This is a genomic window from Microtetraspora malaysiensis (assembly GCF_050947145.1).
Taxonomy (GTDB): domain Bacteria; phylum Actinomycetota; class Actinomycetes; order Streptosporangiales; family Streptosporangiaceae; genus Microtetraspora_A; species Microtetraspora_A malaysiensis.
In genome coordinates, this window is sequence record NZ_CP191998.1 from 7,252,027 (window position 1) to 7,267,689 (window position 15,663).

Annotated in this window: 6 protein-coding genes (1 of these 6 only partly in view); all 6 read left to right on the top strand. The window is 73.3% G+C overall.

The window, feature by feature from the left end:
- Tightly spaced (each overlapping or abutting the next), the 6 genes in view from ACQP1V_RS33970 to ACQP1V_RS33995 form a layout consistent with a single transcriptional unit that may run on beyond the window.
- Positions 1-1,458 (top strand): thioesterase domain-containing protein, encoded by a 1,458-nt coding sequence (locus ACQP1V_RS33970; RefSeq protein WP_433414388.1) that lies wholly within the window; start codon positions 1-3, stop codon positions 1,456-1,458.
- Complete coding sequence (locus ACQP1V_RS33975; RefSeq protein ID WP_433414390.1) at positions 1,455-6,062, top strand: amino acid adenylation domain-containing protein; 4,608 nt, start codon at positions 1,455-1,457, stop codon at positions 6,060-6,062. The genes ACQP1V_RS33970 and ACQP1V_RS33975 overlap by 4 nt, the downstream gene beginning before the upstream one ends.
- The gene (locus ACQP1V_RS33980; protein WP_433414392.1) at positions 6,059-11,401 is read left to right on the top strand and encodes an SDR family NAD(P)-dependent oxidoreductase; all 5,343 of its coding nucleotides are present in this window, start codon (positions 6,059-6,061) and stop codon (positions 11,399-11,401) included. Before ACQP1V_RS33975 ends, ACQP1V_RS33980 begins: the two co-directional genes overlap by 4 nt.
- Positions 11,398-11,583 carry an MbtH family protein gene (locus tag ACQP1V_RS33985; RefSeq protein WP_067144059.1) on the top strand — a complete coding sequence of 62 codons (186 nt, stop codon included), beginning with the start codon at positions 11,398-11,400 and terminating at the stop codon, positions 11,581-11,583. The genes ACQP1V_RS33980 and ACQP1V_RS33985 overlap by 4 nt, the downstream gene beginning before the upstream one ends.
- A complete protein-coding gene (locus ACQP1V_RS33990; protein WP_433414394.1) occupies positions 11,576-14,704 on the top strand; it encodes a non-ribosomal peptide synthetase in 3,129 nt (1,042 codons plus the stop codon). The genes ACQP1V_RS33985 and ACQP1V_RS33990 overlap by 8 nt, the downstream gene beginning before the upstream one ends.
- Positions 14,701-15,663, top strand: the 5' end (the start) of a protein-coding gene (locus tag ACQP1V_RS33995) for a condensation domain-containing protein (RefSeq protein WP_433414396.1). The gene runs 2,139 nt beyond the window's last position; 963 of the gene's 3,102 nt are visible here — the first part of the coding sequence; the start codon lies at positions 14,701-14,703; its stop codon lies beyond the right edge, outside the window. The genes ACQP1V_RS33990 and ACQP1V_RS33995 overlap by 4 nt, the downstream gene beginning before the upstream one ends.

Sequence of the window (15,663 nt, forward strand, 5' to 3'; positions counted from 1 at the left end):
ATGCGAGAGCAACACGTGCTGCCCGAGACACCGTTCGCCTCGCTAACGCGATACCCGCCCGGCGCCCGGCTCCTCTTCTGCCTCCCCTACGCCGGTGGAGACGTCTCCGCCTTCTGGGCGTGGAGGCAGGCGTTCGACGGAGTCTTCGACGTACGGGTGGCGATGCTCCCCGGTCGTGAAGGCCAGGTGGCCGAACCCGGGGCCCTCTCCCCGGAGTCGATCGCACGGTCCATCGCCGCCCACCACCGCACGCCGTACTCGATCTATGGGCACAGCATGGGCGGTCGGGTCGCCTTCGAGGTGGTCCGCGAGCTGCGGCGGCTTGGCGTGCCGGCGCCCGAATGCCTTTACGTCGGCGCCGCGCACCCGCCGGAGCACCAGGAGACGCTGGGGCGGTGGACGGGCCTGGGTGACGAGGACCTGATCGAAGAGCTGATCCACCGGCTGGGCGCGCCCGCGGAGTTACGGACGCAGCCCGAGGTCAAGGCTCTGCTCGTCCCCGCCCTGCGGACGGACATGGAGTGGCTGCGCCGTTACCGCTTCGCCAGGCAGGAGCCGCTCGACATCCCCATCGTCGCCTTCGCCGGCGCTCATGACCGCGAGGTCGTCCACCCCACCATGCTCGGCTGGGCCCGCCACACCACCTCGACCTTCCGCCTGCACACGCTCGACGCCGCGCACCTCTTCCTCGCCACGCACGGCGATCAGGTGGCGCGGACGATCGCAGCGGGCCCCCAGCAGAGCCTGGCCGCGGACGAGGTGCATGTGTGGCTGGCCAACCTCGAGGAACTGCCCGAGATGTGCGCGGCCGTCGACGAGCTGTCGCCCAGGGAGGCGGCACGAGCGGCCAGGTTCCGGCAGGAGGACCATCGGCGCTGGTTCGTCGGCAGGTCGGTGCTGCTGCGGCGGCTGCTCAGGGAGTACGGGATCGAGCCGGGCGTCGGCGAGTTGCGTACCCGGCCCGGCGGCAAGCCGTGCACCGGGACACAGCCCGTCTACAGCCTCAGCCAATCGGGCGGGCTCGTGCTGGTCGCGCTGGCGACGGGCCGGGAGGTGGGCGCCGACCTCGAGCGCCTCCGCCCGCCGGCCGACGAGCAGGCCTTCTTCGAGAAGGTGCTGGACGAGAGGGAGCGCGATGAGTTCGCCGCGCTGCCCGAGGAGCTGCGGTTGCACAGCGCGCTGCGCACGTGGACGGCGAAGGAAGCGGTGCTGAAGGCGACCGGTGACGGGCTGCGGGTGGATCCGGCGCTGTTCGGGTTCGCGGGGCAGCGGCCAGGCACGACGTGGGTGCCCGAGACGGCTCCCGAGGTGGCGCGGCTGGCGGAGTGGCGGGTGACGCATCTGCCGCTGGGGCGCGCGATCGCCGCGATCGCCGTCCGCGCGCCGCGCTTCCTGCTGCGTTTCGAGACGGTACGGCAAGGCCGGCTGGTACGGCCCGGCGTGGAGGCCGCAGGATGACACTCCTCAGCACTCTGATCACGGCTCAGGCTGCGAAAACCCCGGATGCCCCGGCGGTCCGGCAATGGGAGAACGTGCTCACCTATGCCCAGCTGGTCGAGCGGGCCGGGGCGCTGGCGGCGCGGCTCCAGGAGCTCGGCGTCGGGCCGGAAAGCCGGGTGGGCCTGTGCACCCGCCGTAACCCGCTGATGCCGGCGGCCGTGCTCGGCATCCACCTCGCGGGCGGGGCGTACCTACCGCTGGATCCCGGGCATCCGCGCCTGCGGCTGGAAGAGGTGCTCGACGACGCCGGAGTCGAGGTGGTCGTCGTCGACGAGCGCGGCGCGGAGCTGCTGGAGGGCTGCGGGCGCGCGCTCGTGAACGCGGACCAGCCCCGTCGAGCCGCTCCGCCGAACCGCGCTGTTCCGGGAAACGCCGCGCACGTCATCTACACCTCCGGTTCCACCGGCAGGCCCAAGGGCGTGGTCGTGAGCCACGCCAACGTGGTCGCCTTCGTCACCTCCACGGTCGCGCACTTCGCGCTGGACGCGAGCTGCCGCTCGTTCGCCTTCTCCGCGCTGGGCTTCGACGCCTCGGTGTTCGACATGCTGACCCCGCTGGCCGCCGGCGGCTGCGTGCAACTGGTGCCCGACGAGGACCGGGTGGACCCGGCGCGGTTGCAGCGCTTCCTGGAGGAGCACGACGTCACCTACGGGTTCCTCCCGCCCGCGGTGCTCCCGCTGGTCGACCCCAGCCGCCTGCCGTACCTGCAGGACGTGATGACGGCGGGCGAGCCGCCCCCGCCCGAGCAGGTGGCGCGGTGGTCGGCGCACGGGAACTTCCACAACTGGTACGGCCCGACCGAGTCGACCGTCACGGTGGTGGGCGGCCGGTTCGAGGGCGTGTGGGAGCGGCCGCTGCCGATCGGGCGGCCGCTGCGCGGCTGCCGGGCGCACATCCTGGACGAGGACCTGAACGAGTGCCCGACCGGCGTACCGGGCGAGCTGTGCATCGGCGGCCCGCAGATCAGCCGCGGATACGTGGGCCGGCCCGGGCTGACGGCAGAGCGGTTCATCCCCGACCCGTTCTCGACCGAGCCGGGCGCGCGGCTGTACCGGACAGGCGATCGCGTGGCGTGGCAGGAGGACGGCCAGATCGCGTTCATGGGCCGGCTGGACCGCCAGGTGAAGGTCCAGGGGCAGCGCGTGGAGATCGGAGAGGTGGAGACGACACTGCGCGCCCACCCCAAGGTGCTGCAGGCGGTGGTGGATTTCACGGGCGAGCTGGTCGCCTACGTGACGCCCGAGGACGCGCCCGACCTGGCCGTGCTGCGCGAGGATCTGGCGGTACGGCTGCCGCCGTACATGCTGCCGACCAGGCTGGTACGGCTGGACATCCTCCCGCTGAACGCCTCGGGCAAGGTCGACCTCGCCACCCTCAGGGCGCAGTCCCAGCGGGAGCAGGGAACAGGGACCGGGTTGGCCGGGATCTGGGCGCGGGTGCTCGAGGCGCCCGCCCCGGACGACGAGGACGACTTCTTCCAGCGCGGCGGGCACTCGCTGCGGGCGATGCGGCTGGTGGCCGCGGTACGCGCGGAGCTGGGCCGGGTGGTGTCGGTCCAGGACGTGTACGAGGGCCGGACCTACGGCGCGCTGCGCGCGCTGGTGGAGCGCGCGCAGCGCGCGACCACCGCCGCCCCGCCCACGGGGAGCCCGGCCGCGTTCACCCCCGCCCAGCGCCGGATGTGGTTCGTCGAACAGCTGGCGCCCGAGTCGACCGCGCACAACATCGCGATGGCCGAGCGGATCCGCGGCCCGCTCGACGTCGCCGCGCTCCAGCGCGCGCTCACCACCGTGGTGACGGTCCACGAGGCGTTGCGCTGGAGGGTGGGCTCGCGCGACGGGATCCCCGACGTGACGGTCGCGCCGCCGGGCGAGGTGCCGCTGCCGGTCGACGACCTCTCCCCCGCGGAGCTGGCCGGAGCGCTGCAGAAGGAGGCGCGGGAACGGTTCGACCTGGCCGCCGGGCCGCTGTTCCGGGCGCGGCTGATCCGGCTGGCCCCCGACGAGCACGTGCTCTGCCTGACCGCGCACCACCTGGTGTTCGACGGCTGGTCGCAGGATGTGCTCTACCGGGGCCTGTCCGCCGCCTACCGCGGCGAGCCGGTCGAGGTGGCCGAGCACACGTTCGCCGACTACGTGCGCTGGCTGCGCGGGAACGGCGACGGCCAGGCGCTGGGCTGGTGGCGGGAGCACCTGCGCGACGCTCCGCTGGTGCTGGACCTGCCCAGGGACGCGGCCAGGCCGCCCGCGCAGACCTTCCACGGCGCTGCCTGCCGGGGTGAGCTGGACGCGGCACTGGCCGGGCGGGTGGCGGAGCTGGCGGCGCGGCTGGGGGCCACGCCGTACGCGGTGCTGCTGGCGGCCTTCGGGCGGCAGCTGGCCGGGCTGTCGGGACGCAACGATCTGGTGGTGGGGGCGGCGTACGCGGACCGGCCGCACGTGGCGTTCGAGTCGCTGGTGGGGATGTGCGTGCAGGTCCTCCCGCTGCGGCTGCGGCCGCGGGGCGACTTCGCCGAGCAGGTGCGGGCGTGCGCGGCCGAGCTGGGCGCGGCGATCAGGCACCGGGACGTGCCGCTGGGGCAGCTGCTGGAGTCGCTGCGGCTGCCGCGCGACCTGAGCCGCAACCCGATCACGCAGGTCATGTTCAACATGTACAACTTCGCGCAGGCGCGGCTGGACCTGGCCGGGTGCGCGAGCGAGACGTTACGGCCCGGCCTGCCGGGGGCCCTGTTCGACCTGACGATGTACGTGAGCGAGCAGCGCGACGGATACACGCTGGAGCTGGTCTACAACCCCGACCTCTACACGGCCGAGCGCATGGCGGCGCTGGTCGAGGGCTACGTCGGCCAGCTGGAGGAACTGCTGACCGGACGCGTGGACCGGGACCTCCCCGAGGCGGAGCTGCCGGACTGGACGGGGCCGGGGCTGCTGGAGCTGGCGGGCGACGCCCACGAGCGGACGCGGCGGCGGACGGAGGCGGCGCTGCGTGACAAGGGCGTCGAGCCGGGCGACGTGGTGGCCGTGGTCGCCTCGCGGGTGCCCGAGCTGCCGGGGATCCTGCTCGGTGTACTGGCGGCGGGAGCGCGGTGGGTGGTGATCGACTCGGCCTACCCGCCGGCCGTGCAGGACAGGCAGATCGCCGCCTCGGGAGCCCGGGCGGTCTTCAAGGACCACGAGGTCGTACTGCGCGACGGCAGCACGAACCTGCCGGGGTCCGGATACCTGTCGATGACCTCCGGGACCACCGGCGACCCCAAACCGGTCGTCACCGGCGAGAAGCCGTTGGCCCACTTCATCTCCTGGTACATCCGCACCTTCGACCTGAAGCCGCACGACCGGTTCGCGCTGCTGTCCGGGCTGGCCCACGATCCGGCGCTGCGCGACATGTTCGTCCCCGCCGCCCTGGGCGCCGAGCTGTTCGTGCCCGAGCAGGAACTGACCCGCGACCCCGCCAAGCTCGTCACCTGGCTGCGCGAGCACGCGATCACCGTCCTGCACCTGACGCCGCAGCTCGCGGCCATGCTGGCGGGCACCGGCACGCCCCTGCCCGACGTACGGCTGGCCGCCATCGGCGGCGACCGCCTCACCGGCGCGGAAGCGGGAACGTTACGGACGCTCATGCCGCGGGCCAGGCTCGTGGCCTGCTACGGCACGACCGAGACCCCGCAGGTGCACGCCTGGCACGAGCTCGCCGAGCCGTACCCGGAGGTCGTGCCGATCGGGCGGCCCGTCGAGGGCAGCGAGATCATCGTGGTGACCCCGGACGGCAGGCGCGCCGGGGTCGGCGAACTCGGCGAGGTGGTTGTCCGCAGCCGCCACCTGGCCACCGGCTACCTGGATCCGGCGCTGACCGGCGAGCGGTTCGACGGCGACCGCTTCCGCACCGGCGACCTCGGGCGGCGCAACCCCGACGGCACGATCACCCCGGCGGGGCGGGCCGACGACCAGGTGAAGGTGCGCGGGTTCCGGGTCGAGCTCGGCGAGGTGGAGGCGGCGCTGGCCGGCTGCAGGGACGTGCGCGCCGCCGTCGCCAGGGTCGAGGGCGGCACGCTGACCGGCTACGTGGTGCCCGCGCGGCCCGGGCTGGCGGCGAACCGGGTCCTGGAGGAGCTGGGCCGCGTGCTGCCCGAGCATGCCGTACCGACCGAGCTGGTGTCGCTGCCCGCGCTGCCGCTGACGCTCAACGGGAAGGTGGACCGGGCCGCGCTGCGCGGGCGGCCGGTCGACCAGCAGCGGCCCGAAGGCCGCCTCGACGGCCCCACGCAGCGGGCGGTCGCCCAGGTGTGGCACGCCGTGCTGGGCGTGCCACGGATTGGGCCCGACGACAACTTCTTCGAGATCGGCGGCCACTCGCTCGCCATGGCCGCCGTGCAGGCACGGCTGAAGGCCGCGATCGGCCGCGAGGTGCCGATCGTGGAGCTGTTCCGGCATCCCACGATCCGGGCGCTGGCCGCCCATCTGGACGGCGCGGGCGGCAGTCCCGGGCTGGACCGGGCCGCGCGCCGGCTGGCCGTACGGCGAGACAGGTTGAGGAAACGCAACGAGAAGGGGACTGCCCCATGACGGACGAGCCCACGGCTGAGCCGATCGCGATCATCGGCTTGTCGTGCCGGGTCCCGGGAGCGGGTGACGCGCGGCAGTTCTGGCGCAACCTCGCCGACGGCGTCGAGTCGCTGACCACCTACACCCTGGAAGAGCAACGGGCGATGGGCACGGCCGAGAGCCTGCTGGCCGACCCGAACTTCGTACCGGCCGCCATGGTGCTGGACGACTACGAGGGCTTCGACTCGGCGTTCTTCGGCATGTCGATCAGGGAGGCCGAGGTACGCGACCCGCAGCACCGGATGTTCCTGGAGCTGTCGCACACGGCGCTGGAGGACGCGGGCTACGACCCGTTCCGCTATCCGGGCGAGATCGGCGTCTACGCCGGGACCGGGTCTGACAACTACCAGTGGCGGAACATCCGCAGCAACGCCCAGGCGCACAAGAACGCCGGCTGGCTGGCGATCATGGTGGGCAATCACGTCGACTACTGCGCGACCCTCACCTCCTACAAGCTCGACCTGCGCGGCCCCAGCTACACCGTGCACACCGCGTGCTCGACCGCGCTGGTGGCGCTGCACATCGCGTGCGAGGCGCTGCGGACAGGCGAGTGCGACATGGCGCTGGCCGGCGCGGCCATGCTGGACCTGCCGCAGGGCGAGGGGTACGTCTACGACGAGGACGGCATCGTCTCGCCCGACGGTCGCACCCGCTCCTTCGACGCCAACGCGGGCGGCACGATCTGGGGCAGCGGCGGCGGCGTGCTGGTGCTGAAGCGGCTGTCCGAGGCGATCGAGGACCGCGACAACATCCGCGCGGTCATCCTGGGCAACGCGATCAACAACGACGGCGCGGGCAAGGTGGGCTTCTCCGCGCCGAGCATGGACGGGCAGTCCGCGGTGATCTCGCAGGCGCTGGGCGTGGGCGGCGTGGATCCGCGCACGGTCACCTACGTCGAGGCGCACGGCACCGGTACGGCGCTCGGCGACCCGATCGAGGTGGCGGCGCTGTCCAGCGTGTTCTCGCAGTACACCGCCGACACGCAGTGGTGCGGCATCGGCTCGGTGAAGAGCAACATCGGCCACCTCGGCCAGTCGGCGGGCATCCCCAGCGTGATCAAGACGGTGCTGGCGCTGGAGAACCAGCTGATCCCGGCGACACTGCACTACACGAGCCCCAACCCGAAGATCGACTTCCCGGCGAGCCCGTTCTACGTCGTCTCCTCGCCGACCAAGTGGGAGAGCGACGGGTCCCCGCGGCGGGCGGGCGTGAGCTCGTTCGGGATCGGCGGAACGAACGCGCATGCCGTGCTGGAGGAGGCGCCGCCGCGACCGCCGCTGCCCCGCGAGCGGCCCGCGCACCTGCTGAAGCTGTCGGCCAGGACGGAGTCCGCGCTGACCGCCGCGCGCGAACGGCTGGCGGCGCACCTGGCCGAGCACCCCGACACGGACCTGGCCGACGTGGCCTTCACGCTGCGCGTGGGCCGCCGCGAGCTCAAGCACCGGGCCGCGGTGGTGGCGACCTCGACCGCCGACGCGGTGGCGGCGCTGGCCGACCAGAAGCGCGTCGTCGCCGGGGCCAAGCCGAAGCGCGCGCCGCAGGTGGCCTTCCTGTTCTCCGGCCAGGGCGCGCAGTACGGCGGCATGGCGGCGCAGCTCTACGAGAGCGAGCCCGTCTTCCGCGAGGCGATCGACGAGTGCGCCGAGATCCTCGACCTGCGCGAGCAGATCTTCGCCACCGGCGAGGAGGCCGACGAGGCGCTGCGGCAGACCTCGCTCACCCAGCCCGCGCTGTTCACCGTCGAGTACGCGCTGGCCAGGCTGTGGCTGTCGCTGGGCGTCGAGCCGGCGGCGATGATCGGCCACAGCATCGGCGAGTACGCCGCCGCGACCGTCGCCGGCGTGTTCACGCTGCCCGACGCGTTGCGGCTGGTCGCGGCGCGCGGGCGGCTGATCCAGGCGCTGCCGCCGGGGTCGATGCTGGCCGTACAGCTGATGCCGGACGAGGTCGCGCCGATGCTGCCCGACGGCGTGTCCGTGGCCACGATCAACGGCCCGGGCACCTGCGTGGTGTCGGGCCCGTCGGACTCGGTCAGGGAGCTGGCGGAGATGCTGGAGGAGGAGGGCATCGGCTGCACCCCGCTGCGGACGTCGCACGCCTTCCACTCGGCGATGATGGAGCCGATGCTCGGCGAGTTCCGCGAGCTGGTCGCGGCCACCAAGCTGTCGGCGCCGAGCCTGCCGTTCCTGTCGAACGTGACCGGCACCTGGATCACCGCGGCCGAGGCCACCGACCCGTCCTACTGGGCCAGGCACGTGCGCGAACCCGTCCGCTTCGGCGACTGCGTCTCGACGCTGCTGGCCGACGGCGAGTGGGTCATGATCGAGTGCGGACCTGGACGGCAGCTGGCCGGCCTGGCCGCCACGCAGCTGCCCGCCGCCGCGATCGCCCCGCTGCCGTCGCTGCCCGGACCGCGCGACCGGGCCGGTGACGTCGCGGTCTTCTCGCGGGCCGCCGGCGCGCTCTGGGTCCATGGCATCGAGCTGAACGACTTCGGCGCCCCCGGCTACCGCGTCTCGCTGCCCAGCTACCCGTGGGAGCGGCAGCGCGCCTGGATCGACCCGGACCCGCAGGGCGCGTTCACCGGCGGCGTCGCCCGCCCGCAGCAGGCCGAGGGTCCGCTGCCGCCCGAGCGGTGGTACGGCGTGCCCGTCTGGCACCGGGCACCCGCCCGCCCGTCGACCCCGATCACGCGCTGCCTCGCCTTCGTGGACGAGGGCTCGGCCGCGCTGGTGGGCCCCGAGGCCATCGCAGTACGGCCAGGCCCCGCGTTCGGCAGTTTTGACGGATATTTCACCGTACGGCCGGCCGAACGCGAGGACTACGACGCCCTCTTCCACGCGCTCGGCGAGATCCCCGAGCGGATCGTCCACGCCTGGTCCCTCACCGGCGACGAGGACATCTGGTCGGCCCAGGACCGCGGCTTCTTCGGCGTCCTGTCCCTCGTCCAGGCCCTCTCGGCAGCGCAACCCCCGGGCGGCGTGCAGCTCGACCTGGTCACCGCGGGCACGATGGACGTCGTCGGCGACGACCTGACCAGCCCGGAGCACGCCACGCTGGCCGCCTTCGCCCGCGTCGTCCCGCTGGAGACGCCGTGGCTGCGCGTCCGCCACATCGACGCCCAGGACCGTGACGCGGTACGCGCGGTCGCCGCCGAGCTGGGCCGCGAGCCGGAACCCGGTCCGGCCGGGCTGCTGGCCCCTGTCGCGCTGCGCGGCGGCAAGCGGTGGCTGCTCGGGTACGAGCAGGTGGAGGTGACGGCCGAGCCGGCCGAGCCGCGCGACGGCCAGGTGTACGTGATCACCGGCGGGCTGGGCGGCATCGGCGTCTCGCTCGCCGAGGACCTGGCCGCGCGCGCCCGCGTCAACCTGGTGCTGCTGTCCAGGAGCGGGCTGCCCGACGGGCCGCCGCGCTCGGCCCGCGAGGCGCGCGCCGCCGAGGCGATCGGCCGGATGGAGGCCGCCGGGGCGCGGGTGCTGACGCTCGCCGCCGACGTGACGGATCCGGCGGACATGCGCCGGGTCAGGGACGAGACGCTGGCCGCGTTCGGCCGGGTGGACGTGCTCGTGCACGCGGCCGGGTTGCCCGGCGGCGGCATGGCGCAGATCAAGGAGCGGGAGGCGGCCGAGGCCGTGCTCCGCCCCAAGGTGCTCGGCACGCTGGCCCTCCAGGAGGCGTTCGGCGACCTGGAGCTGGAGGCCGTGGTGCTCTGCTCGTCGATCACCGCGGTGGCCGGCGGGTTCGGGCAGATCGACTACTGTGCGGCCAACAACTTCCTCGACGCGTACGCCGGCGCCGGGCGGGGCTGGAACGCGGCTCAGCTCGTCAGCGTCAACTGGGGCAGGTGGCTGGAGGTCGGCATGGCCGCGGAGACCGCGGCGCCGGCCGGATTCGCCGCGCTGCGGCGCGGCGACCGGATCAAGGCGATCGACCATCCGGTCCTGACCGCCAGGCACGCCGGTGACGGGCTCGACTGGTGCAGCGGCACGATCTCGCCCGGCACGCACTGGGTGCTGGACGAGCACCGCATCGCCGACGTCCCGGTGCTGCCCGGCACCGGGCACCTGGAGCTGGCCAGGACGGCTGCCGAGGCGGTGCTGCCCGGCGGCGACATCGTGGAGCTGCGTGACGTTGTGTTCGTCGAGCCGCTGTCGGTGGCCGACGGGGCGACCGCCGAGGTGCGGGTGGTGTTCAGACCGGAGGCCGACGGGGCCGAGTTCCAGGTGCAGAGCATCATCGGGGGGTCGCACCGTACGCACGCGACAGGGACGGCGGCCAAGGTGAGCCCGCCGCCCGCCGGCCGCGTGGACCTGCGCGCGATCATGGATCGCTGCGTGCCGACGGCGGACGGGCAGGGCAGCGTGCCGCTGTCCGGCCTGCTCACGCTGGGCGGGCACTGGAGCAGGACGCTGACCGCCACGCACACCGGCCAGCAGGAGTCGCTGGGCCTGTTCGAGGCCAACGACGCGCTGATGTCCGACCTCGACCAGTGGGGGCTGCACCCGGCGCTGCTCGACGCCGCCACCACCTTCAGCTGGATCGAGGTCGAGGGCCACTACCTGCCGCTCGGCTACGGCCGCATCACCGTGTACGAGAGCCTGCCGGAGGCGTTCTGGAGCCACCTGCGCATCACCAGCACCGACACCGACGAGGTGCTGGTCGTCGACGTCACGCTGATCGGGCCCGACGGCACGGTGCTGGTGCAGGTGTCGGACTACGTGATGCGGCGGATCGACGCCGACGCCGTGGTGACCGGGGTGGTCACCAGCGCCGACGCCCAGCGCGCCGCCCCGGCCGCGGCCGACGACGACACGGCCGGGATCCGGCCCGCCGACGGCGCGCTCTCCCTGCGCCGGCTGCTGGCCGCGCCGCTCGGGCCCCAGGTCGTGGTGGCGGCCAGTACGGTGGCCGACCTCGTGGCCGGAGTCGGTTCGCTGACCCAGGACACCGTGGAGACGGAACTCGATCCGGCGGCGGTCGCGGCCCGGCAGGACAAGGCGCCCGCCGAGGGCTATGTCGCGCCGCGCAACGACGCCGAGGCGACGATCGCCCGGCTGTGGGGCGAGGTGCTCGGCGGCGACCACATCGGCGTCGATGACGACTTCTTCGAGCTGGGCGGCAACTCGCTCATCGCGGTCCAGCTCATCGCCCTCATCCGCAAGGAGCTGGGGGTGCGGCTGCCGATGCGCAGCCTGTTCGAGGAGCCGACCGTGACCGGTGTCGCCGCCCTGATCTCCGCCGCCACCACCGCAGAACCCGCCGCCCAGACCATCCCCCGCCTCCCCCGGAGTTCCGCATGAGCACCAAGGTCGTTCGCAACGACGAAGAGCAGTACTCCATCTGGCCCGCCGACCGGGAGAACCCGTCGGGCTGGTACGACGCCGGCTTCTCCGGCACCAAGGACGAGTGCCTGGAACACATCGAGCGGGTGTGGACCGACATGCGGCCCAAGAGCCTGCGAGAGGCGATGCACAGTGAGTGATGCCTTCCCCGCTTCCTCCGGCCAGGAGCGGATGTGGTTCCTTTCCCGCTTCGAACCTGACCTGGCCGTCTACAACATCGGCATGATCATGCCGATGGCGGCCAGGCAGCCGGTGGACCCGCGCCGGCTGGAGCGGGCGATCGACCTGGTGGTGCGGCGGCACGAGGCGCTGCGCAGCACGTTCGAGTTCAGGGACGGGCAGGTGGTGCAGCTCGTCAGCCCGGACGCGGAGCCCACGGCGCTGACGGAGACGGACCTGACCCACCTGCCGCGGGCGGCGGCGGAAGCGGAGCTCACCCGGCTGGCCAGGGCGGACGCGGTCGCGCCGTTCGACATGGAGCGGGCGCCGCTGTACCGCGCCAGGCACGTCAAGCTGGCCGAGGACGACCTGCGGCTGGTCACCGTCTTCGATCACACGGTCTTCGACGGCGTCTCCGGCATGATCTTCATGAACGAGGTGGAGGAGTGCTACGACGCGCTCGGCGAGGACCGCGTGCCGAAGCTGCCCGAGCTGCCGATCCAGTTCGCCGACTTCGCCGTATGGCAGCGCGGCAGGCTCTCCGGCGAGTTCCTGGAGACCGAGCTGACCTACTGGCGTGAACGGCTGGCCGGAGTGCCCGCCGATCTCGCGCTGCCGGGCGACCGGCCGCGGCCTGCCCGCCGTACCTACCGGGGGGAGATGCGGCTGGGTGCCTACTCCCCCGAGCTGTCGGCGGGGGTGGAGCGGCTGGCCAAGGAGCTCAACACGACGCTGTTCACGGTGATGCTCACCGCGTACGCGGCGGTGCTGTCGCGCTGGTCCGGGATCGACGACATCGTGGTCGGCACGCCGATCGCGGGGCGGCTGCTGCCCGAGACCGAGCCGGTCATCGGCATGTTCGTCAACGCGGTGCCGCTGCGGGTGGACCTGTCGGGCGCGCCCAGTTTCCGCGAGGCGGCGGCGCGGGTGCGGGCGACGGTGGCCGAGGCGCTGGACCACCAGGAACTGCCGTTCGAGCGGCTCGTGGAGGACCTGCAGCCGGCCAGGGACCTGAGCGTGCCGCCCCTGTACCAGGTGATGTTCAACCTGGCCACCGGCACCAACGAGGGCCAGATCGCCAACGGCACCGCGAAGGTGGACCTCCAGCTCGACCTCAACGTGCGCGAGGGGCGGCTGCACACGCGGCTGGAGTACGCCACCGACCTGTTCGACCCCGGGACGATCGAGCGCTTCGAGGCGAACCTGCGGACGCTGGTCGAGGCCGCCGTCGCCGACCCTGACCGGGCGGTTCCCGCGCTGCCGGTGCTCGCGGAGGAGGAGCGCGAGCGGGTGCTCGCCCTCGGGGCGGGCGGTCCCGAGGCCGCTCCCGGGACCCTGCACGCGCTGGTCGAGGCCCAGGCCGCCGCGACGCCCGGCGCCCCGGCGGTGGTGTCCGGCGACGTCACCCTGACGTACGGCGAGCTCAACGCCCGCGCCAACCGGCTGGCCCGGCGGCTGCGGCACACCGGCGTCGAGCGCGGCCAGCCGGTCGCGGTCTGCGCGGAACGCTCGGCCGATCTGGTCGTCGGGCTGCTGGCCGTACTGAAGGCGGGCGGAGCCTACGTGCCGCTGGACCCCGAGTACCCGCGCGACCGGCTGGAGTTCATGCTGTCCGACTGCGGCGCGCGGGTGCTGCTCACCCAGCGCCACCTGGAGCCGGCCGGTCCGCTCCGGACGGTGCTGCTGGAGGACGACTACGAGCTGCCCTCCGACGATCTGGAGCCGGTGGCCGGACCGGACGACGCCGCGTACCTGATCTACACCTCGGGCTCGACCGGCCGGCCCAAGGCCGTGGTCAACACCCACCGCGCGATCGTCAACCGCCTGGCCTGGATGCAGGAGACGTTCGGCCTGACGGTCGACGACGTGGTGATGCAGAAGACGCCGACCAGCTTCGACGTGTCGGTGTGGGAGCTGTTCTGGCCGCTGCTGCACGGTGCCGCCCTGGTCCCCGTACGGCCCGGCGGCCACCGGGACCCCGCCCACCAGCGCGACCTGATCAAACGGCACGCGGTCACCACCATGCACTTCGTGCCGTCGATGCTCGCCCTCTTCCTGGAGGAGGCCAACATCGAGTCGTGCACGTCGCTGCGCCGCGTGGTGTGCAGCGGCGAGGAGCTACCCCCCAGGATGGCGGCCCGCTTCTTCGACCGCCTGCCGCACGCCGAGCTGCACAACCTGTACGGCCCCACCGAGGCGGCCGTCGACGTCTCCTGGCACGCCTGCCGTCCGGGCGAGACGGTGATCCCCATCGGCCGCCCGATGCCGGGCTGCCGCCTGCACGTCCTGGACGAGCACCTGGAGCCGATGCCCGTCGGCGTGCCCGGTCACCTGCACATCGGCGGCGTCCAGGTGGCGCGCGGCTACGCGGGACGCCCCGGGCTGACGGCCGAGCGCTTCGTCCCCGACCCGTACGGCCCGCCCGGCGCCCGCCTGTACGCCACCGGCGACCTGGCCAGGCTGCGCGCGGACGGGGAGCTGGAGTTCCTCGGCCGACTCGACGACCAGGTGAAGGTGCACGGCTGGCGGGTCGAGCTGGGCGAGATCGAGGCGGCGCTGGCCGAGGACCCGCGGGTGCGCAGGGCGGTCGTGGCCCTGCGTGACGACGCGCCGGGCGGTCGCGGGCTGGTGGCGTACGTGGACGGGACGGGCGAGTGGCAGGAGCTGCGGACCGGGCTGGCGCGCAGGCTGCCGACGGCGCTGGTGCCGCAGGCGTTCGTGCACGTCACCGAGTTCCCGTTGAGCCCGAGCGGGAAGCTCGACCGCGCGGCGCTGCCGCCGCCGACCGGGCCCGGCCGCGGCGACCTGGGGACCGGCTATGTCGCGCCGGAGACGCCGCTGGAGGAGGAGCTGTGCGCGCTCTGGGGTGAGCTGCTCGGGCGTGACCGGGTGGGTGCCGAGGACGACTTCTTCGCGCTCGGCGGGCATTCGCTGTTGGCCGTACAGCTGATCACCAGATATCGGGAGACGTACGGGATCGAGCTGGATCTGCGGGTCTGCTTCGAGCTGACCACGGTGGGCGAGCATGCGCTGGCCGTACTGGAACTCCAGCTCGGGGACGTCGAGCTGGACGAGCTCCTGGCGGAGGACGCGGACGGATGAGTGACCTGAAAGGGCGGCTGGCCAGGCTCAGCCCAGAGCAGCGGGCCGCGCTGGAGCGCAAGCTGCGGCGGCAGCCGAAGGCGCGGCCCGCCGGAATTCCCGCGCGCAGCGACCCGGACGCGCCCGCGCCGCTCTCCTACGGGCAGGAACGGCTGTGGTTCCTGCAGCAGCTCGACCCCGCGGACACCTCCTACAACATGTACCTGGTGCAGCGGCTGCGCGGCGAGCTGTCCGTCCAGGACCTGGCGGGGGCGCTGACCGCGGTGGCGGCGCGGCATCCGATGCTGCGGGCCCGCTTCCCCGCGGTGGAGGGCAGCCCGGTCCAGGTCGTCGAGCCGTCGCTGCGGCTCGAACCGGTCCTCGTGGACCTCGGGGACCTGCCCGCGTCCGAGCGGGAGGCGCGCGCGACGGAGCTGGTGGCGGAGCTGACCAACGCACCGTTCGACCTGGCCACGGGGCCGCTGGTGCGGGTTCACCTGATCACGCTGTCGGCGACCGATCACGTGCTCTGCCTGGTGCTGCACCACCTCGTGGCCGACGGGTGGTCGCTGAAGCTCGTCTTCTCCGAGCTGGTCTCCTGCTACTCGGGGGACGCGGCCGGGCTGGGCGTTCCGTCGGTCGACTACCGGGACTTCGCGGCCTGGCAGCGGGGGCGCGAACCGTCTCAGGAGTCGCTGGACTACTGGCGGTCCCAGCTGGCCGGGGTGGAACCGCTCGACCTGCCGGTGGATCGGCCGCGGCCGGCCGTACGGAAACCCAGCGGCGACTACTGCGCGCGCAGGATCGGGCCGGAGCTGACGGCGCGGCTGGAGCAGCTGGCCAGGGACGAGCGCGGGACGCTGTTCATGGTCCTGCTGGCCGCCTACCAGCTGCTGCTGGGCGCGCACTGCGGCACCGACGACCTCGCGATCGGCTCGGTCATCGCCGGGCGCGACCGTCCGGAGCTGCAGGACGTCGTC

Excerpts from the sequence above, each read along its gene's own strand:
- ACQP1V_RS33980 (WP_433414392.1), top strand. The coding sequence starts at position 6,059 with ATGACGGACGAGCCCACGGCTGAGCCGATCGCGATCATCGGCTTGTCG.
- ACQP1V_RS33985 (WP_067144059.1), top strand. The coding sequence starts at position 11,398 with ATGAGCACCAAGGTCGTTCGCAACGACGAAGAGCAGTACTCCATCTGG.
- ACQP1V_RS33975 (WP_433414390.1), top strand. The coding sequence starts at position 1,455 with ATGACACTCCTCAGCACTCTGATCACGGCTCAGGCTGCGAAAACCCCG.
- ACQP1V_RS33970 (WP_433414388.1), top strand. The coding sequence starts at position 1 with ATGCGAGAGCAACACGTGCTGCCCGAGACACCGTTCGCCTCGCTAACG.